This is a genomic window from Leuconostoc sp. JNUCC 76 (assembly GCF_053667755.1).
Window position 1 is genome coordinate 1,707,880 of sequence record NZ_CM132206.1, and the last position, 19,390, is coordinate 1,727,269.

The window sequence follows — 19,390 nt, forward strand, 5'->3', positions numbered from 1 at the left end:
TTATTCCTCTAGTTTATCCAATAAATAATCATACGCAACCGCATCTTGGCCACTTAATTTTTCGGTATATTTGTCTAGACCTACTCTTAGTCGTTCAAAATAGCCCTCGGTCTTTTCATTAAATAAAACCTTTTCTTGGAATAATTCTTCTTTTTGCTTTTCATATTCAATTTTAGATTCAGTTTCTGAAAACTTGATATTTCCCGCATCATCAATATTGCCACCGTTAGATTGAACTAAATCTTTTTGATCATTTTGTAAGCTATCAATTTGCTCACTGATATCATTTACTAATTTAGTCCGAGCCCTTGAGGCGGGTCCGACTAATGAGGCCCCCGCTAAAAAATTGAACACTGATATTAACATACTTTTTTTGATTTTCATAATTTTCTCCTGTTTTAACCTGTTATCCACGGTTGGTCAACCGTATAATTCCCCTTAATATTAGGGTTGTTAAAGTCTTGATAGCCTCCATGAGATAACAAATACAAATCTCCTGAATGCCCAAAAGCTATGCCGGCACCTGAAATATGCATAATGGCTGGTATTCCGCCGTTAATTGTTTGAAAAAATATTGCTTGTTGTGGATCACCCCACTTACCATAGAAACCTTTACCATATTTCATGTAGACGTTGTCCATTAGCGAAACATTGTGATTGAAGGCTACACCACCACCAATATTATAAAGACCCGCAGCATCAGAGCCGGTCTTAGTAATGATCATTTCATCATTTCCATTGAATCCAAACGATGTAAAGTTAGCACCTTTCCTCATATCAATAGTGACACCCGCTATACTTCCTGAACTTTTGGTCCCAGATCCAATAGACATCTCACCTTTGGACATCACTAATGACATTCCATTTGAATCAAAAGTAGTAGTAGCTTCTCCAGAACTAACTGTCATTCCGGCAGATGTAATCACTGTGCTTCCATAAGTCCCATTCCAGTTAGACTGAATAAAGTTTGAAACATCACCGCTCAACTTGTAGACATCCAAATAAGCTATCTTGGCACTAGTAATAGCTGCGTCACCAATTTGAGCCGTTCCAATAGCTGCGTTAGCAATATTAGCTCTTTTCACTGTAAAGCCACCAGTGATAATAGTATCGCTATCCAACACAATGCTTTTTCCAGAAACGACTAGGGTTCCATCCGGGGTACCGTTGATACCAGTAATTATTTTTTTAGTTATGCCATCTGCTTGAATAGCATTGGTTCCTATGGACCAACTATCATTAAAAATAGATAGCAATGTCTCGGTATTGGCCTGTTGAACCCAATCACTCCAAACATCGCCATCATAGTTTCTCGTATAATACAAAGAAGCATTTTTGTCAGACCAAACTTTTTGCGTAATATGCTGAGAGTCTGGGGCATCAACTTGCAAATATTGATTTCCTGATATAGGTGAGTTTAATGTTCCATTGGTCAAAAACACATTGGCTGCATACTTAATTGTATTTAGGTCTTTTAAATCACCATAAGTCAGCCACTGCGTTTCAGTAATCATTTGCTTGAAACCTTCATGCATGACACCAACAATTACAGCATCAGCTTTCTGCAAAATCATAGATTTTAAACTGGATTCTGTGCTAGTTATTGTTGATGTTGTAAAGTCTTTAGCTTGCAACAAAACATTGCTATCACCATTTTCACGATCGTTTATTTCGCTAATAATTTGATTAGCCATTTGAGTTTGCTTGGAGATAATTCCTGAAACATTATCAGTAACCTCAGACAATGTGCCCTCTGCAGTTTGAACTCTTTTATTCAGACCAATATCTGGATCACTAACAATCTGGATAATCGAATCCATTTTAATCTGTTGCGTTGCAATTTTTTCACTATTAAGCGAAACGGTTTGCGTGATACTCTCATCGGTTAATTTCAGGTTCGAAATTTTAACATCATAATCATTTTTATCTTGATTATAGACAGAACTAGCAACAGATAACCCGATTTGGTCACTCAACAACAATATTTTAGAATCATAAGCAGCTACTTTTCCGTCAGTATCTTGCTTATAATCAGCAACATCAAGAGACAGGCTAGTAGCAGTCTGTTTTAACTGAGAAAATTGTGTTGATAACTCTCCAGTTTTTGCATTGTAATCATCTTGACTAACTTTTTGTTCAATGGACTTTGCAGTGACAATAATACTAGATTCCGCTTTAGATATACGCTCATCATTATCCTTTGAGTATGTCTTTAAGTCTAACATCGCTTTATCAGCAGTTAATTGAGCTTTAGACACAGCATTATCTAATGAGCCAACTTTAGTTACAGTTGCTTCAAAACCATCTGCTCGCTGTATAAGTTGACTAATGCTTCCTGATTGAACCCCTTGAACAGTTTGCAAATCACTAATAGTACTCTTGGTTTCTTCCGTAGTGCTAACCAAACTATTCATCTTAGCGCTCTGCAATTCTGCAGTGTTACGAATATCAACAATATCATGGGTTGACTGTGTGGCCGTCTGAGTTGTTTTATTTAACTGCAGACTTAAATCACCTGTTGTTTGATCGTATTCAGTCTTACTAACTTTAGTAGAAATTTCATCTAAAGCTTGTTTTATTGAACTTGAATTAGCAATAATTTTGCCATCGGTATCAAGTTTGTTTTGATTAATGCTAGACGTTAAACTATCTTCGGTCTCAGTCAAACTCTTACGAATAATACCATCGGCCGTCTTTAATGCCTCTAAAGCATCAGCTTTGGCTTGATCAGCGTACCCTTGCGCTTTACTATTAACCTCAGCGACCATCATTTCACGATTAGCAATTTCTTGGTTAATGCCCTCTGTTAAACCAGTTTTAGCCGATTCCAAAGCATTTTTAGATTCCTCAGATAAAGTCTTAGCTACTTCTTCAATATTGCTTTTAGCCTCTGCCAAAGCTTTATCAGCATAGCCTTGTGCCTTTTCGTCAAATTTATTTCTTTCAATGGTTAACTCTGCAGTTTCGCTAGCTACTTCTTCAATGACTTTCCTAATTTTGTCATTATTTTCTTGAATTAATGCAGCAGCGCTTGCTTTAGCCTGATCTACCGTCTTATTAACAGCATCTGTTATTTCTGCTGCAGTATTGTCATCAAGTATCTTTTTCCAATAATACGTACCATCTTCTCGTCTAGTCCAAATATAAAGCGCAACACCGTCACCAGTTTCTACCCAAGCCAAATCACCTTCGTTAGCAGTAGTCGGTAAATTTTCAATTCCTTTTACAAAATAGGTTGTATTCTTACCATTTGCTGTTGCTATGGCTTGTACCACTGCCTCTGATGTATTTTTCAGTGTATCAATGTAACTATCAACTTTGGCAGCTAATGATGCTGTACTATCCTGATATTGTTCCGCAGCACTAATATTACCAGCGGTTACAGTATAAGATATTCTTTGTCCATCAGCAGCAAATGAATCATCAATGCTTATAATACGTACTTTTTTCTTAAAATTAAGATTTTCATCAATCGCTAGTAGCCAATCACCCACAGTTGCCATCTTATAGGGATAACCAGCAATCCTTAAATCATATAATGATAATTTTAAAGATAAACTAAAACTATTATCGATTTTCTCTTTCACAACTTCTAGCAAGTTCTCTTTTTGAGTATATCGTTCATCTACAACTGGTTCAGCTTCTAAACGGCCATATGTCTTTTCCAATGGACTAGAATATGTCACATGCACACGGTCACCAGTTCTATTGTCCTGGTCGGCATATGCTCCAAACCCCTCACCATAAGTTACAAAACTAGAAATATTATTTTCTAGCGTCATGTCTGATAAGTTAAACCCATAACGTACGATTGTTGATAAATCAGTACCGACTTGCTTAAAAATCGTTACCAAATTACCATTAATTCTAAACTCACCTTCAATACTTGAAACAATGTCATTGAACAATGAAAGCTTTGTTTTCATCCCCCAATTTTCTTTACTAATAGCTGATGGACTGAAATTCAAATTATACGTATATGGTGTATTAGAAAAAATACTATCCAGATACCATTTAATCGTATGGCTACCGCTTATTTCTGAGTACAAAACACTCTTGGCCATGTTCCAGAAAAACTTATGGATCGCGTCAAAAATGACAGTGTTATTATTGTCATTACGCTCGTAGTAACTCACAATATACTGCTCACTATCAAACTCTAACGACCAACCTTTGTCGATATGGTTCAAGACATCGTCTCCCTCGAACAATGTGCCACTTAACGACTTTTCACCATTCAAAGTATGCTTACGTTCAATTGTTCCAACTGCAAAAAATTGCTCATCATTAACATTTTTAAATTTAATCACAAGTACAACTCCTTGTAGTCTTCAATAACTATTTCTGAAGCAATAGAACAAGTGACGTCGATATGTCCCGTTCCAGTTGGCTCCAACACAAAGTATTCAGCATTTGTGTCGTCATTGATAGATAGCATGTTCATAGTGTTGTACATACCACCAATAACAAATGTATCACCTGAAGTAACTGTCCCACTATATTTCCAAGTTCTACTACCAATTGTTAGATCAATACCACTTGCATTTTGTTTCGCTAAAACGTTTACTACGAATGGCACTTCTAGCTGAGATGCAGCCACTGTCCCAGCATACGGTATGCCACTAACAATAGTTAGCTTTTTAGCCTTACTTTCCCCAAAAGGCAAAACAGCAGTCACAAAAGTAATATTTATTTTATAAATTTGTTTACTATCGACACTCCCAGCTAATTCTGGTGCAAATGTGTCCTCAAGTGTTACAAAAAAACGTTTATTACTTTCGATATTATTTTTTTGGCCAAGTTTATTTCCTGATGTTTCACCAGGACTTTCATAACTATACATAGGTTCGTTACTGTACATTGGTGTAATGTAGTACGGATTCGAGTTTCCAAGTAATTGATACAACCAATTACGTTTAAATTCATAATCCGACTGGCTATTGGTGTACATATATGCGGTGTAACTCAACTTCTTTTCTGAGTATTCGCCACCAAAATTCAACTTACCATTACGACCCTTAAACGATAAAGTGTTAGCTACTAAGCTAGGTGTGCTTTCTTCAAAATGAGTAGTGACAATATCTTTTTCGCTTAATTTAATACTACTAGTGTTATTCGTAATTAATAAATCCATCAAATACCTCCAGTAACCAGTCTAGTTGTTGCTTGTCGACGTGCATTCATACTATTAACAGTAGTAGTAATTTTGTCACCTATAATTTCATTGTGAACTTCGAATACTGGTTCTTGAGCTGATTGTTCAGCTACTTCGTCACTTAATTCAGAAAGTCCACCATTAATTTGTCCAGCAACGCCTAAACTGCTTGTTTTTAACTGTGCACTAGCAACATACTTTTGTTCACTAAATTCATCAGCAATTTGTCCAGCATACGATGATACCGATTTTTTGACATCAGCAAAATTAGCATTTAATGAACTACCAAATCCACTCATTATCGCTGCACCAGCAGGAATTAGCAGTTTACGATCATAACTGATTGGTCCTTTGTGTTCCTTAATCCAACTTGCAATGCCACCAACAAAATTTTTGACAGACTCGAAGGCTGATTTTAAACCGCCTAGGAAACTGTTCATAATTGCTCTACCAGCTGCACCTAAATCAAAATTAAGGGCACTTTGAACCGCACTTCTGACACCATTCCATATTCCGGAAACCCAACCAGATATACCAGACCAAGCACCTTTTAAACCATTTATGGCAGAATTTGCAAGTGACGTCACCGTGGAAACAATGCCATTCCATACCCCAGATATAACACTTTTCACACTGTTCCATAAACTGCTAACAAATCCACTTATGCCACTCCAGGCACTTTTCAATCCACTAAACGCACTGCTAGCCATTGATGAAACAACGGAAACAATAGCATTCCATACTGCTGATATAATACCTTTGGCAGTGTTCCAAATAGATGAAACAACTCCCGATATGGCAGACCAGATAGATTGAAGTACTTTTAATGCGTTGCTTGCCATGCTACCTACTATGCTGACAATTGTATTCCAAACATTTGAAACGACAGATGATACTGCGCTCCATATTCCGGAAACAATACTTATTATGCCGTTCCAAATGGTTGTTACAATACTTACAGTTATTGTAACTAGAGTTGTAATAACATTTAATATCGCATTCCATATTGCTGTTGCAACCCCCACGATACCGTTCCATATTGCGCTTATAATTCCAGTGAAACCGTTCCAAACAGCCACAATAGCATTAACGATTGTCGTGATTACTGTTACCAACACATTCCATATTGTAGTAAACAAAATGACGTTTGCTTGCCAGAAAGCAGATAGATAAGGCGCTAGAAAGTTCCAAGTTGCCACTATTCCGTTAACGACAGCTGTAACTACGGCAATCAAACCATTCCATATCGCATTAAATACAACTACAATTCCTTGCCATAGTGCACCAAGTAAAACACCTAACCCAACCCAAGCCATTTGTATGCCTAATATAACTGTTTGCACAACGATCAGGATTGTATTCCATATATCTTGAAATATTGATACTAGGTTAGCTAATGATGATGATAAAAATGAAACAAAGGAAGCCCATACAGCTTGACCTGTTTTTGTTTGTGAAAAGAAATAAACTAACCCAGCAACTACCAATGCTATTGCAGTGACTATTAGTGTGAATGGGTTTGCTGACATAACTAGTGAAAAAGCAGTCATTGCTCCTTTAGCAAGCATGATTGCTTTTTTAACAGCTTGAAACGCCGTAACTGCAAATGATATTGCTTTAAAAGCAACCACAGCGGTTCCAACAACTAGAACAATTGACTGTATAATATCTCTCACAGCCTGAATCTTCATCGCCGCATTAATAAAATCCGCAATAGCCGTAATGATGTTACTAATAACCACCACAACACCGCCAATGTATTGACCCATTTGATTAAAAGTATCGCTAATCGAGCTAATTCCTCCGAACGAGTTAATTAATCCAGTAATAATGGACCAAAGTCCTTTGGCTATTGATATTACTGCTTTAACAACTGCTATAATTGCGTTCCATGCTGATTGAATAGCTACTGTTGATAAAAAGCCTTCAATTAATCCTACTACTGCATCTCTTGCAACACTGATGATCGCTTGAACAGTAGATAAGACACCACTAACAGATACCCATGACGCTTGTATAGACGATGTATTGCTTATTACAGATATAACTTCAGTAACAATGTTTCCAAATGATATAACAATGTCCATGAGTGCACTAAAAACTACAATAACTGTATCTGCAAGCTGACTGAAATTTAGTCCAGACGTTACCTTTGAAAATGAATTAATTGCATTATCTGCAAAGTTTTTAAATCCAGAAACGGTAGTATCAACAAATGACATAACTGTATTCTTTATGAATTCAAACGCCGGTGCCAATGCAGTCATAAATGAACTTGCTAAATTTTGGATTGTTTTTCTAAACTGTTCGCTCGTATTATATGCATATGAGAAAGCAGCAACTACGGCCAAAATACCAATGACTGCAATTCCAAGAGGACTAACTATTGCTGTTCCCACGGTACTCATGACACTACCTATTTTAGTTGCTGCAGTTAAAAATGAACCTGTGGCTAGAGTTGCTGCTCCAATTATGGGAGCCAGTCCAAGAAAGCCTCTTATTCCTTTTGCTATTGATGAATTTGAAGTAGTAGCCCACTGTAGTACATTGTTCGTCATATCAATCCATGCACCATTTATCGCTTTAGCAGCTTCCTGTGATTTGTTAGACAAACTATCCCAGTTACCACCAACTTGCTCCAGCTTTGAACCAACGTTTTTTTGCATTTCAGTTGATTGACTCTCTAACACCTTCTCTGCCTGAGCCTGAGATGATGATGCATCATCTACTGCCTTTGTAAATGCATCCCAACTTGTAGTTGTATTTCCTGTCTCATCTTCAACAGCTTTTAATAATGGAATCATGGCTTTCATTCCTGCACTGTGAAAAATAATCTTAAGCGCAGCGGCTTTATCTGCAGCTCCCATTCCATCAGTCGCTTTTGCTGTTTCTTGCAAAATTTGTTTAAACGGTTTCAGGTTCCCGTTTGCATCGGTGAAAGATAAACCTAAATCACTCATAGCTCCTTGTGCAGCTTGAGACGGAGCTAACATTTGTAGAATAGCGTGATTTAAGTCTTGTGAAGCGTCAGCTGCTGAAAATCCTTGGTTGGTGAGCAATCCTATTGCGCTAGAAGTGTCTTGCATACTCATGCCAGCTAATCTAGCAGAACCACCAGCAGTAGCCAAAGCATGTTGCATTTCTTCAATAGAGGCGTTTGATAAATTAGCTACCTGAACAAGAGTAGATGCTGCCTGTGCCGGTGACCCAATCGACTCTCCCCATATGTTCATAGCATTTTGAACTACTGAAGCTGTCTGTTGTAAATCAGATCCAGCAGCTGTCGCAGCTTGAGCGATAGCTGGGAACTCTTCTTTAATTGTGCTGATTGATGCGCCATCACGAGCCATGGCCACCATTGCATCAGCAGCGTCCTTAGCACTTAAAGGCAGATCAGCTCCCATTTTGTTGGCAACGTCTGCTAGTCCCTGAATATCTTTAGAAGTGCCACCAGCAATAACTGCAGCTTGGTTTAGCGACTGTTCAAAACTACCAAAACTATTGAGCGCTTTAACTCCTAGTGCTGTGACTGCAGCACCTGTTACAGCAAGTGTCTTACCCACGTCAGCTACGGCTTGATTAGCGGTAGCCATTGCGCTGCTTGTTACACTCGAAACTGTCTTCATTGCAGATTGATAGTCTGCTATATCAGCTCCAATATGAGCAGTTACGGTCCCACCATTATATGTCGCCATTCTCACTCCTTTCTCCACCAAAAGCACTCATGACATTCTTGTATAGCTCTAGTTGCTTACGCTTATGAGCCTGAGATTCGGATGGTTTATAGATTTCTTCTAATTTCTTCTCTTCTTTATCTCTGTCAAATACTTTGTTAAACTTTGGTTTCTTTGAGTTATTGAAATAACCTATATTGGCTGCTAATACCGCCAATCGCTCGCGTTCATCAATTTGTGACATAAGCACGCCCTTAATAACCGCATCAAGTTCCCATTTATAAAGTGACATCGCCCAAGGAATATCAAATAGTCCAAAGCGTGCACAAGTTTCAATCAAAGATTGTCGTTCAGTAATTTCAGAATACGTTCGACGGCCTCCACCTGTTGTTTTGCCTCTGCCGTTTGTTCCTTCTTTTTCAGATTTGGAAGTGCTTCTTCGATGTTCCCCTTCTGCGTCATGATTGACTTCTTGAAAAAACCGCTATTTTTCAACTCATCTTTCAATGTGTCTAACGTTTCATCAATCTTTGCACCATCCTCTGTGAGTTCATCAACAGCAGCAAAAATATCGTCATTTGAAGCCTTGCCGATATCTCCTGCAACTTTAATAACGTCTGGAATAACCGATGTATCTCCCATCAAAATACGAGTAAACAAATTCGTGGCACCGTCACCAAGATTATTTCCTTTGTCATCGACATTACTGAAATCACGATTAGCATTAAATAATGCTTTAAAGTTAAATTTCAACGCTACTACTTTTTTCCCAATTGTTACTTCCATGTTTTCCATCTCTTTCTAAATATGTAATGGGAATAAATCCCTAAATTAATAACCAAAGTTTCCGCTTTTTTCACCAGGTCGTTCGAAGTCATAAAGCTGTGTTAATGCATTTAACTGATCATCACTCACTGCAAAAGAACCATCACGTAGCATTCCAACGATATTCAATGTATAACTTGCCTTAACTAAATCATCGCCATCATCAATATCTAAGCTATCGACTACACCGTATCCAAACATTGCTGGGAAAACTTGTTGATCACCATCTGTCCAAGAAAACTTCTTGTCAATAACAACTCGCCATACCTTGACTTGATTACCTTCATGTTTCGCATTTTTAAGAACATCAATTGAACGGTCGCCCCATACTACGGCTGTTTCTAAATCAATAGAATCTTCATTTGTTGATGGCAATACGACACGTCCAAACTTTGTTTGCTCATCGATTGAATCGCCACCAATACTAATCGACCCGCCTGTCTGTAATGCAGGTAAGATTGCACTGTGCCCAACTGGGTCAGTTGTTGGTTGCAAAAAGTAGACAACCTTTTTACCTAAGAGTGGTGAACCGTTCATAATTTCAATTCCATTATCTGTTGCCATAATTTTTCTCCTTTTATATAATTGCCGACACAATAAAAATCACATGATAGACATCTCTTCCTACTGAATCGTCAGTAATCGTGTTTGATGTCACTCGTGTGATTTGTGGTGTGGCGTGTTTAATTAGTGATTTCACGTTGTAAATTTCGTCTTCCAACGCTGTCCTACTGTCTATTGAGTAAAACAAATCAATTTGTAAATCTGTTGTTAGTACCTCATACCCAGTTTTTCCAGATGGTGCATCATCATCAAAGTGTGAACCAATAACAATAAATGGCTCTGGAATACTAGCATCAGGAAGCCTTGATTTGATTGGAATATCGCTTATTTTCAGATTATCGCGTATTCGATTAAGCAATAATGTCATTGGGGATGTCATCTGAGACCACCTTTCAACAAGTTTTGAAGCTTTTGGAACAAGAACACTTCTTCTTGCTTCATGGCGGGACGCATAAATGATTTTCCAGCCATTTTTCTCGTACCAAATTCCTGATAAACAGAATATTCAGCACTGGATGTGACATCCGCACTAAGCATTCCTGTTTTTTCCGAAATGATATGCTGTCTCAAATACCCTGTGTCAACGGGGGCGTACCCTTTGGCTCTTTTTTCAACGCGATTGGCTGTGTTAAGAACAATTTCACCTGCTTCACGTTGAATGATTGCTGGTTGCTTATTAAACTTACCTATCAATGAATCAGCACCGTCAAAAGTAATTGTCATTTTTGATTTAGCCATGTTACACCGATCCTATTATTACTACTGTGTTATTTCGTGCATTTGGGATAGCTTGTGGTTTACGCTTCACTCCGTTATATAAGACATAATCTATTGGCCCCACATCATTTTTAAAATGGACAGCAAGTGCGCTTGAATCATATTTACCAAAAACATTCATGTTCATTTCCTGTTTTACGCCAGTGATTCGACAAGGTAACCAATCAGAAGTGACTGGTGTAATATCATCGTCCCAGCCGTCATTTCCAGATTTTTTATTAACAATAATTTTCACACGGTCACTATATCTCATCAAATAAACCTCGCTATCCCATTCCCACCCCTTTTAGTACGATACTTGTTGAGATAAACAGCATAGTCAGAAACATCATCATCAGACCAGGTAGCTGATACATCACTCTCACTAGATGATTTTTTGCCCTCATCGCCAATTCGGTTGAAACGCCGTACCGTAATTTCACGTAATAGCCATGATATTTCAGTAGGATATGTCGCGATATTGTTTCCGTCCTGATTGATGTAACTTAACAACCGCGCTTCATTATCTTCCAGTAATAGGTTTAATAGATCATCTTGTTTGGTGTCGCCAATGGAAACAAGCAGTTTAACTTTTGTTAAATTGTCAGTCTTATCGACCATAGTTCCTCCTTAATGGGTTTTGCACCCCATTCAACAGATTAAGCGTCTGTGTCGTTAACCAATGCTAATAGGTCAGCCTTTACAACATTTGATTGGTAAGAAACACTGTGTGTATCTAACCAAGCCTTGATTTCAGCAACCGTATTAGCGTCAGTTGGTTTAGCTGGCGTTTCATCAGCCAAGTTATTCGCCCCCGCTGGGTGTTCCTTTCAAAGCAGCAGGAACAAATTCTTCATCAAGCTTAGACTTGTAAGCAACAACACGAATATTGCGTGGGTCAACGCCATCAGCAATATCCCAAGTGGTCCCCTTTGCCAATTCTTCCGTGATAGTTGTTTGGCCTGCTGGTTTAAATGTCTTGGCCAAAGTTGTACCGTTAACGTGAGTTGCTGAAACACGCTTACTTACAACTGAATCACGTCCACCTTGCTTCAATGCTTCGTGAACCACCTCCGTTGAATGTGGAACCGTTGAATACGAAACCGCACCTGAACCGTAGATGTAAGCCGTAGCAATACCACCTTTTTCCAAAGGAATATCATCGTCAACAATGACTTCCATGTTGTTATAGTAGTTGATTGGTGTTACAGAGTTCTGAGGTTGGATCGTTTCAATCATGCCTTGGAACTTCATCTGTGAATACGTAGATGAGTTAACTGCAATCTTTTTGAACGCTTGGTCTTGCAAATCACCGAGTAGTCCAATAGCTGCCAAGAACCCTTTGGGTCCAAATGTTGGTGTCGACGGTGACACCACAGTTTGATCAAATAACTTTGTATTAGCAACCTCAGTATTTGAAAAGACACCTTGTAATGTTGAATTTAAAATAGCTTGATCAACATTGTTCCAATAGTTTGCAAAACGGCTCGCGATAGTTTCGGCAATAGGTGCTCCTGAAACTAGTCGTGAAATTTCAGTTGAACCAAAAGCCTTTGCTTGACGGAACTTAATCGCACGTTGTGAACCGGTTGTAAGATTATCAACGTCGATATCATCGGTATCTGTCCATGCTTGTGGATCACCTGACAAATCATTTATAAACGGGATAGTAATTTCATCCCCAGGTTGTAATAATTGATTGCCAAGCTTATCATCAGGAACCATAATCCCTGATTGAATAAAACGATTAGTCTTTAAAATAGTATTTAATACATACTTGTCAAACACTACTGGGATAATAGTATTTGCTAAATTCGTTACTGCCATAATTTATTTTCTCCTAATTTTCAACCCAATAAATTTGGGTTATTTCGATAAGCTTCTGTCATTTCGGACAAAGTCATATCATTCAAATTTTTGTTTAACTGACTTGTGCCACCACCAACTTGTGGTGTTTTACCTTTCAACCTCTCAGTAACGGCAACTTCAATGGCTTTGTCAAATTCAGATTTAACAGCCGTAATATTGTTTTTGGTGGTCGCAGGATCATCTGATAAAACCATGTCAACAAATGAATCAGGTAAGCCATTTTCTTCTAATTGATGTTTAGCTTCATAGCGATATTCACGCATATTAAGCTCTTTTTCACGCTTTTCTAAGGATTCAGCTTTAGCCTTATCCTCCGCTTCTTTACGCTCTTCGGCAGACATCTTAGCTAGTTGCTCAGCTCGATTAATTTCATCTTGCTTTTCTTCGTTCCACTTTGATTTAGCTGTTTCTAAAGCTTTAGCAATTCGCTTGTCAACTTCTGAATCAAATTCCTGAGGTGTGAATGTTAGCTGCTCATCAGCATTATCATTTGTTTTGTCGTCAGGTAATGTCATATCTGGTTTTAATCCATTTTGGGCATTAATGTTATCCTGCATTGTCGGTGTTTTTGGTTCATCAGCCATAATTAAGTTCTCCTATTTTGTAGCCCATACACACTGTTACCATCTCAATGTCCCGTGCACACAATTAAGCCCACACACAACGTCAGTAACAGCCCATAAACGCTTATTTGAATAGATTTAACGACGTGTTCAGGTCGAAAAATTGTAATTAAAAATCCCAATCCATGTCCGGTAAATCATCTACCGTGTCTGAATCGAGATACTTGTTGTATTTAGTTAGATCACTTGTTGCCGGTACAATTGTACTTCGACAGTTCGGATGCATTGCTGGTGCATTTGTTCCTGGTAAAAATTCACTGATTGGAAATGTTTGACCGTTTAATTCACGACATATAGATGATGTTCGGTTATCCATAACGGCCATGAATTCATACTCAGTAACACCCATAGTGTCATATCTTTTTGCTGTTGAAGCATTAGCAACATAAGTTGATTCAGTACGTACCAGTCGCTCTGTGTTTGGTTTAGTACCACGGAATGTATCACGTAACTTCTTAGCTGTGACACGTGGATTAGTACCATTAATCGCAGCTCTAACTAACTCATCTTTCAATTTATTAGCCAGTACATCATTATCACGCCAAATACGTTGCGAGTAATTGGCACCGCTCCATTCCATTTGCAGAATAGATTTTACTTCTAGTTCATTTAATGTCTTGATAACTTTTCCAGCCGTCAAAGCATTAAATATATAGGCACTTTCTTTAGCTAGATATGCGGTAAATGTATCCGATTGCGCGTTGCTTGCTTGCAATATCCTAAAATCAATTTCTAGTTTTAATAATTCAAGCCGACTAATCTTAGATGTCATGTACTGTACATTTAATCGCTTTAATAGCTCTGGATTGTCCTTATTTGATTTTCGATAAGCATTTGCACGTTTCACATAGTCATCAAGGTCAACAGTTCTTACACGCTTTTTAGCCTCATCATACGAAATGGTATTCTTATCAGCATACTTTTCATAAAAATCGTCTATCTTTCGTGCAATATTATCAGAAGCAACTTGATATTCTTTCAACAGGGCACTAGTTAACTCTGTATCTTTCACATCTAGCAAGTCCATTATTGCCTTTGTGCGCTTTTCCCAATAATTATCAGCCATTTACACCACCGTTTCGTTTATTTCTAAGTTCATCTAATGAAAGAGTGGTAGCGACAATAATCCATGTAATTACAATCGCAATAACTACGTTGGATACGTATTTTTTAACGACAAAGAAAACAAATAAAAACTCAATTGAGTACAGTGAATAGTCGGCTAATTTAAGTTTCATTATTTTCTCCATCATCAGGTTTCAATTGTGAGTAACCAGTTTGCGCTTGAAAGTTATCAACATCTTGTTGTTTTTCATCAGCCAATCGTTTCATCTCTGTGTCAGCGTCAACACCTGTAAATGTTTCAAGCAGTGAGAACAATGTTTCATCACTGATAACACCGTATAGCTGTTTAAGCTGTGAGACACGCTCTTCATCGTTCTGTGGCACGTTAGGTATGAACTTGACCTGTACATCGTTAATCAAGTTATACAGCCCCTCCCGTCTGCCTGTTGTTGACACACTATTCTTGATAGACCAAACGTTACCAAGCAATCTTAAACGTCGCATAATGCCACGTGTCATTAAACGTTCTTTAGTCTTACGCAGATTATCATTCCCCATTAACTTGTACTTCATGGCTTCACCTGATTGTGTACCAGCAAAGTTTTGGTCGTTAGTGTCTGGTGTGAATGTGAACCTAAGAATATCATCAACTAGGCGCTTCTTGTATGCTTCGGCACCTGTGGCATCGTATGTCTTTGTTAAATAGAATGCATCAGGTGTTGGTCCGTCTGGATCATTATTATTATCAAGTACTAGCATTCTCGCTGCTTTCATTTTGTCGAAAGCATCAGTACTAGAATTAGCTGTTGGTATAGGGTGCCCATTATCATCAATGATTAATTCGCCATCCGAATCCGTTTGATATTCTGGTTCAGTTGTTCCTGTAACTGGATTTCCTTTTATCACAAGATATGCATCATTTAAATCTTGCTGAAAGTTGGCCAACTCAGACTGCGAAAGGTCATAGGCATCAATACCATCTAGAACACTTTCAAAGTCTCCCAAACGTTCCTCATTGTTTTTATACTCATTGATGGGTACTCCATCATAAGCGTGCTCGGCCATGTCAACAAATGTCATTCCGGTAAACGATGCGGTATCCGACTTGTAATAATAAATACTATTAGCTGTGTAGACCTCAACAAAACTATTAATTTCAGTCGAACTATATTTGATTTGATAAAAACGCACACCGAACAATGAATTAGCAGCAATGGTATCGTCGTAAACAACAAATGTCTGCTCTGGTTCCAATTTGGTAATGCATTCCTGGGCTTCATCGTTGGAATACACAAGCTCATACGCACGTCCATATATACTTAGATCAGTTTCAATTAATCCATCATGATAGTCAGCACCGTTTTGCTTTGAAAAATCATTAATTTTATCTATCAGACCTTCATCGTCACTGTCATATGCAATTGGATTACCTAACATATATCCTTGCATGAATACAGTAATATACTTAGCCCAATCACTCGCGATACGATTATCAGCACGGTTGGCATCACGACCTGTTTCACGATATTTAATATTGTTATCAGCAAGATAGTATCGTTTTAACTCTTTCAATCTTGGTAACTGATTGGTCTGAAAAGCTGTGATATATTTATTTAACGTCTCAATAAACTCGGTTGAACCCATATCTGCAACGCTATTAAAGTCAATGGTTGACATCTTAAATACTTCATTTGAATCAGGTCCAAATCTTGTTTTACTTAAAAAATCTATTGTCATAATTACCTACCTAGTCCTAATTGCTTAAAGGCTTCCATGCGATCAGTTGTGCTCTTTTTAGTCATAATCAGCGGCTCTACTGCATATCTCATTGCATCCATTAAATGGTTATTTTTATCAACAGCTTTGCCAACCCAACCGCCTTCTTTATCGGTGTCATAAACGTATGAGTTAAGTTCCTCGATTGTATGTTCAAGCGAAGGCAGTACATGTATTTTATAATCTTGCAGATAAGTTACACCAAACATAATTTCGTACTTATGGGCACGTTTCATACCCTTAATACCCTTATTTTTTAATTCTTGAATCATGCGGTCACCACCGTTGGCATAATCAGCCCTAATATCACCCTGCTGATAGCCGTTTACATATAACCATTTGAATATTTCATCTGTGAGCATATGCTGTTTGTACATTTCTTTAAATATATAAACATCTTTAGTTCTGACATTAATGGCATATTCTATAAATGCCGTTGGGTCAGGCCCATATCCCCAATCCATACCACGAACAATACGAGCACCTTTGAGCACTTCTCTAATATCAAATTTCTCAACAATAGTATTCTCGTATATAAGACCCTCAGCAACCCCCCACTCACCGTCAACAGCAACTCTAGCACGTCTTGGATTACGATCCTTCATCTCTAAAAGACGATTAACGTAATCTTCATCAAGAAACGGATTATCCTTGTATGTCGTTGTGAGAGCTAACGAGTTGCCAACTCGTGTATCTTTGTCAAAGAAACGTTTTTTAAGCCAATGCCGCTCATTCCAAGGATTAAAGGTTAGTACTGTTTGATAAAATCCGTTTGGATTATCAATGATTCCTCGCATAGATTCATCAACCGTATCAAATGCCTCCTCAGATTCTAACTGATAGGCCTCTTCCACCCACAACCTGCACAAATTGCCCGTTTCAACTGATATAGACGTAATAGACAATGGCTTATCAGCACCACGGAACAATATTTTTTGCCCAGTTGGCTTATACGTGATTTCAGGTAAAGAACTATTGAATTGAAAAAGGTTGCCAACGCCCATGCGATTAGCAACCTTTTGTAATAATGTAAATGTTGATTGTCTGTTTGTGTTTGCGTAACGTCTCAACACAAGCCAATTAACATAAGGCTTAGTGATTATGTCATATATAACTTTGGTGGCTTCAGCTTCACTCTTACCGCTCCCACGACTTCCCTTATAAACAATATATCTGTGCTTTGTGTTGAATAGTGGTGCATATGCGCTACTAACCATTTTAGGCAGATTCCATTTAATTGTTGTCATGATTTATCTCACTAAACTGTGTAATCTCAATTTTAGTATTACTGCTGTCGCTCTTCAATAATTCCAACAACTTATCCCGTGCTTTATTACGATCGTGTAGTTCAACCACTGGACCATCTTTACCCATTTTGATTGATTTAATTGGCTTAGTATCAATTTTATCCTTATCTTTAAATTGTGCCCAGGACTTATGGAATATTTCAGGTTTATCATCAGTGTCAAGTTTCACATCACCTTCTGAATCAACATGCAACATGTCATATCTTCCAAAGTCTATATAGTCACCGATATCAGCTCGTGCCTCAATAACCATATCTTCCATCAAATCAAAAGCGTCCACGCCTAGCTCTTTTAATTTAGCTTTGCGTAGACGCTTTATTTCATTTTGAATCCTAGCATTTCCTAGCAACCTTGGTCCATTTGCCAAAGCTGTTTTTCTATCAACATCATAAACGTTTATGTACGCTTGTGTGGCATTAGAAATACGAAGATACTCCAATACAAAGGCTTTTTGCTTGTCTGTTAGTTCACTATCACTGAGTTGGTCAATAGCTTTTTCGGTTGGATTTGGCCGTGTAACCTTTGTAACTTTTTTTGTAACCTTTTTATCAATGGTTACATTTTCAGTTTTCCAATATCGTCTCTTCCACTGTTTAACAGTTGACAAAGAAACGCCGTACTTATCAGCAATATCTTTATACTTCAAACCAGACAAATAATCTTGCTCGGCTTCTTCATACTTTTTCATGTCATTTAAGGCACCTCCTTTCAATACTGTTTATAGATCTATTTATTTCTCATTTCGTCAAAGGTAGCTTTTATCATTACAATGCAGGCTGCCAACAATATCAAAAGTATAAGTAATCCGACCATAAATAAAACACCCGTCCATACCGCACTAACCATTGATTTGCCTCCTATAAGTTTTCTTTCCCTATTTCTTAACAATCATTACTTTGTTAAAGTCTTGCATAAGATTGTCAAACGAATATCCCAACCTGTTGGCCTCATTAATAACGTCCATAAGTGTGTATGGTAAATGACCCGCTAGTTCCAATACTGAATATATATGATCTCTTTCAATCATTTGAACTAAATACTTTGATGATAACTCGTCCATCTTTTCTCCTCATTCACTGCAAAATAAAAAGCGCTTATAGCGCTTATAATCAAATATTTAGTTGTTCTTTTATTTTATCTATTTGTACAGCAGTATCTATTCTTTGATGGATATGCTCATAAAGTTCTTTATTTGGTAACTTAACGCCAAGTGTTTTTTGCTGTTGTGAAATTTGTTTTTTACGTATACATTCAACGAATTTTGTATATCTTTTTTTTGCATCAACATTTCCTGTGGCTTCATATAAATCAAAATTACCGTTATATTTTTTTAAATGCGAAACTATATTCTTTATATTATTCGTGACAATTGAATTAGTTTTATAGTCTTTCGTCAATTTTTTAGAATCTGATGCAATATGAGGATATAGATTAATAATAGCTACTCTTTTATAATAATCCGGGTTTTTTTCAGATAACGCCTGTAGGAATAGGTTTATACTAAAATCACTAATATAATGCTCGCAGTTTTTATGGAAACAAGAACTTAATTTCTTTCCAGCATCACTAGGATTCATCATGATTAACACAATCGTATTATTTTTTTTAATGTCTCTTTGCTGAGTCACTTCTAAGAAAAAACGATCACCATCTTCTTTTGAACTTTCACAGATATTGCAATTTTCATCGCTAAAACAGCTTTCGGTGACGGACCAGTCACACGGCATAACTACTTCTAACTTACTCATTTTCCATCCTCCAATAAAATGATTATAC

Annotated in this window: 21 protein-coding genes; all 21 read right to left on the reverse strand. The window is 37.6% G+C overall.

The features are described 5' to 3' along the window. Nucleotides 1-384 carry a hypothetical protein gene (locus JNUCC76_RS08545; RefSeq protein ID WP_248574609.1) on the reverse strand — a complete coding sequence of 128 codons (384 nt, stop codon included), beginning with the start codon at nt 382-384 and terminating at the stop codon, nt 1-3. Between the two features lie 14 nt (nt 385-398). Continuing rightward, the gene (locus JNUCC76_RS08550; protein WP_454154049.1) at nt 399-4,310 is read right to left on the reverse strand and encodes a phage tail protein; all 3,912 of its coding nucleotides are present in this window, start codon (nt 4,308-4,310) and stop codon (nt 399-401) included. Continuing rightward, the gene (locus JNUCC76_RS08555) at nt 4,307-5,134 is read right to left on the reverse strand and encodes a phage tail domain-containing protein (protein ID WP_454154051.1); all 828 of its coding nucleotides are present in this window, start codon (nt 5,132-5,134) and stop codon (nt 4,307-4,309) included. The genes JNUCC76_RS08550 and JNUCC76_RS08555 overlap by 4 nt, the downstream gene beginning before the upstream one ends. Continuing rightward, entirely contained in the window at nt 5,134-8,850 is a 3,717-nt protein-coding gene (locus JNUCC76_RS08560; RefSeq protein ID WP_454154053.1) for a phage tail tape measure protein, read from the reverse strand. Before JNUCC76_RS08560 ends, JNUCC76_RS08555 begins: the two co-directional genes overlap by 1 nt. After that, nucleotides 8,837-9,121: a hypothetical protein gene (locus tag JNUCC76_RS08565; protein WP_454154055.1), complete on the reverse strand. Its 285-nt coding sequence runs from the start codon at nt 9,119-9,121 to the stop codon at nt 8,837-8,839. The genes JNUCC76_RS08560 and JNUCC76_RS08565 overlap by 14 nt, the downstream gene beginning before the upstream one ends. A 44-nt stretch (nt 9,122-9,165) precedes the next feature. After that, nucleotides 9,166-9,615, reverse strand: coding sequence for a tail assembly chaperone (locus JNUCC76_RS08570; RefSeq protein WP_454154057.1), 450 nt, complete (start codon nt 9,613-9,615; stop codon nt 9,166-9,168). A 45-nt stretch (nt 9,616-9,660) separates the two neighbouring features. Then, the gene (locus JNUCC76_RS08575; protein ID WP_454154059.1) at nt 9,661-10,218 is read right to left on the reverse strand and encodes a phage major tail protein, TP901-1 family; all 558 of its coding nucleotides are present in this window, start codon (nt 10,216-10,218) and stop codon (nt 9,661-9,663) included. Nucleotides 10,219-10,231: 13 nt separating this feature from the next. Then, entirely contained in the window at nt 10,232-10,597 is a 366-nt protein-coding gene (locus JNUCC76_RS08580) for a hypothetical protein (protein WP_135400098.1), read from the reverse strand. After that, a complete protein-coding gene (locus JNUCC76_RS08585) occupies nt 10,594-10,956 on the reverse strand; it encodes an HK97-gp10 family putative phage morphogenesis protein (protein WP_454154061.1) in 363 nt (120 codons plus the stop codon). Before JNUCC76_RS08585 ends, JNUCC76_RS08580 begins: the two co-directional genes overlap by 4 nt. A gap of 1 nt (nt 10,957) precedes the next feature. Beyond that, nucleotides 10,958-11,248, reverse strand: coding sequence for a hypothetical protein (locus JNUCC76_RS08590; protein ID WP_454154063.1), 291 nt, complete (start codon nt 11,246-11,248; stop codon nt 10,958-10,960). Beyond that, nucleotides 11,248-11,595: a phage head-tail connector protein gene (locus JNUCC76_RS08595; RefSeq protein ID WP_454154065.1), complete on the reverse strand. Its 348-nt coding sequence runs from the start codon at nt 11,593-11,595 to the stop codon at nt 11,248-11,250. The genes JNUCC76_RS08590 and JNUCC76_RS08595 overlap by 1 nt, the downstream gene beginning before the upstream one ends. A gap of 38 nt (nt 11,596-11,633) precedes the next feature. Further along, nucleotides 11,634-11,777 (reverse strand): HeH/LEM domain-containing protein, encoded by a 144-nt coding sequence (locus tag JNUCC76_RS08600; protein ID WP_454154067.1) that lies wholly within the window; start codon nt 11,775-11,777, stop codon nt 11,634-11,636. Between the two features lies 1 nt (nt 11,778). Continuing rightward, nucleotides 11,779-12,801: a replication protein gene (locus tag JNUCC76_RS08605; RefSeq protein WP_454154069.1), complete on the reverse strand. Its 1,023-nt coding sequence runs from the start codon at nt 12,799-12,801 to the stop codon at nt 11,779-11,781. 20 nt (nt 12,802-12,821) lie between these two features. Beyond that, nucleotides 12,822-13,427, reverse strand: a complete 606-nt coding sequence (locus JNUCC76_RS08610; protein WP_454154071.1) for a DUF4355 domain-containing protein — start codon at nt 13,425-13,427, stop codon at nt 12,822-12,824. Nucleotides 13,428-13,575: 148 nt separating this feature from the next. Beyond that, entirely contained in the window at nt 13,576-14,532 is a 957-nt protein-coding gene (locus tag JNUCC76_RS08615; protein ID WP_454154073.1) for a minor capsid protein, read from the reverse strand. Further along, entirely contained in the window at nt 14,525-14,704 is a 180-nt protein-coding gene (locus JNUCC76_RS08620) for a hypothetical protein (RefSeq protein WP_454154074.1), read from the reverse strand. Before JNUCC76_RS08620 ends, JNUCC76_RS08615 begins: the two co-directional genes overlap by 8 nt. Beyond that, the gene (locus JNUCC76_RS08625) at nt 14,694-16,268 is read right to left on the reverse strand and encodes a phage portal protein (protein WP_454154076.1); all 1,575 of its coding nucleotides are present in this window, start codon (nt 16,266-16,268) and stop codon (nt 14,694-14,696) included. Before JNUCC76_RS08625 ends, JNUCC76_RS08620 begins: the two co-directional genes overlap by 11 nt. 2 nt (nt 16,269-16,270) lie before the next feature. Next, nucleotides 16,271-17,554, reverse strand: coding sequence for a PBSX family phage terminase large subunit (locus JNUCC76_RS08630; RefSeq protein WP_454154078.1), 1,284 nt, complete (start codon nt 17,552-17,554; stop codon nt 16,271-16,273). Continuing rightward, nucleotides 17,541-18,302 (reverse strand): terminase small subunit, encoded by a 762-nt coding sequence (locus JNUCC76_RS08635; RefSeq protein WP_454154079.1) that lies wholly within the window; start codon nt 18,300-18,302, stop codon nt 17,541-17,543. The genes JNUCC76_RS08630 and JNUCC76_RS08635 overlap by 14 nt, the downstream gene beginning before the upstream one ends. Before the next feature lie 186 nt (nt 18,303-18,488). Beyond that, the gene (locus tag JNUCC76_RS08640; protein ID WP_454154081.1) at nt 18,489-18,674 is read right to left on the reverse strand and encodes a hypothetical protein; all 186 of its coding nucleotides are present in this window, start codon (nt 18,672-18,674) and stop codon (nt 18,489-18,491) included. A gap of 49 nt (nt 18,675-18,723) precedes the next feature. Beyond that, complete coding sequence (locus JNUCC76_RS08645; protein WP_454154083.1) at nt 18,724-19,362, reverse strand: DUF1643 domain-containing protein; 639 nt, start codon at nt 19,360-19,362, stop codon at nt 18,724-18,726. Nucleotides 19,363-19,390 lie beyond the last annotated feature (28 nt).

Excerpts from the sequence above, each read along its gene's own strand:
- JNUCC76_RS08545 (WP_248574609.1), bottom strand. The coding sequence starts at position 384 with ATGAAAATCAAAAAAAGTATGTTAATATCAGTGTTCAATTTTTTAGCG.
- JNUCC76_RS08555 (WP_454154051.1), bottom strand. The coding sequence starts at position 5,134 with ATGGATTTATTAATTACGAATAACACTAGTAGTATTAAATTAAGCGAA.
- JNUCC76_RS08560 (WP_454154053.1), bottom strand. The coding sequence starts at position 8,850 with ATGGCGACATATAATGGTGGGACCGTAACTGCTCATATTGGAGCTGAT.
- JNUCC76_RS08565 (WP_454154055.1), bottom strand. The coding sequence starts at position 9,121 with ATGTCACTTTATAAATGGGAACTTGATGCGGTTATTAAGGGCGTGCTT.
- JNUCC76_RS08570 (WP_454154057.1), bottom strand. The coding sequence starts at position 9,615 with ATGGAAGTAACAATTGGGAAAAAAGTAGTAGCGTTGAAATTTAACTTT.
- JNUCC76_RS08575 (WP_454154059.1), bottom strand. The coding sequence starts at position 10,218 with ATGGCAACAGATAATGGAATTGAAATTATGAACGGTTCACCACTCTTA.
- JNUCC76_RS08580 (WP_135400098.1), bottom strand. The coding sequence starts at position 10,597 with ATGACATCCCCAATGACATTATTGCTTAATCGAATACGCGATAATCTG.
- JNUCC76_RS08585 (WP_454154061.1), bottom strand. The coding sequence starts at position 10,956 with ATGGCTAAATCAAAAATGACAATTACTTTTGACGGTGCTGATTCATTG.
- JNUCC76_RS08590 (WP_454154063.1), bottom strand. The coding sequence starts at position 11,248 with ATGAGATATAGTGACCGTGTGAAAATTATTGTTAATAAAAAATCTGGA.
- JNUCC76_RS08595 (WP_454154065.1), bottom strand. The coding sequence starts at position 11,595 with ATGGTCGATAAGACTGACAATTTAACAAAAGTTAAACTGCTTGTTTCC.
- JNUCC76_RS08605 (WP_454154069.1), bottom strand. The coding sequence starts at position 12,801 with ATGGCAGTAACGAATTTAGCAAATACTATTATCCCAGTAGTGTTTGAC.
- JNUCC76_RS08610 (WP_454154071.1), bottom strand. The coding sequence starts at position 13,427 with ATGGCTGATGAACCAAAAACACCGACAATGCAGGATAACATTAATGCC.
- JNUCC76_RS08615 (WP_454154073.1), bottom strand. The coding sequence starts at position 14,532 with ATGGCTGATAATTATTGGGAAAAGCGCACAAAGGCAATAATGGACTTG.
- JNUCC76_RS08620 (WP_454154074.1), bottom strand. The coding sequence starts at position 14,704 with ATGAAACTTAAATTAGCCGACTATTCACTGTACTCAATTGAGTTTTTA.
- JNUCC76_RS08625 (WP_454154076.1), bottom strand. The coding sequence starts at position 16,268 with ATGACAATAGATTTTTTAAGTAAAACAAGATTTGGACCTGATTCAAAT.
- JNUCC76_RS08630 (WP_454154078.1), bottom strand. The coding sequence starts at position 17,554 with ATGACAACAATTAAATGGAATCTGCCTAAAATGGTTAGTAGCGCATAT.
- JNUCC76_RS08635 (WP_454154079.1), bottom strand. The coding sequence starts at position 18,302 with ATGAAAAAGTATGAAGAAGCCGAGCAAGATTATTTGTCTGGTTTGAAG.
- JNUCC76_RS08640 (WP_454154081.1), bottom strand. The coding sequence starts at position 18,674 with ATGGACGAGTTATCATCAAAGTATTTAGTTCAAATGATTGAAAGAGAT.
- JNUCC76_RS08645 (WP_454154083.1), bottom strand. The coding sequence starts at position 19,362 with ATGAGTAAGTTAGAAGTAGTTATGCCGTGTGACTGGTCCGTCACCGAA.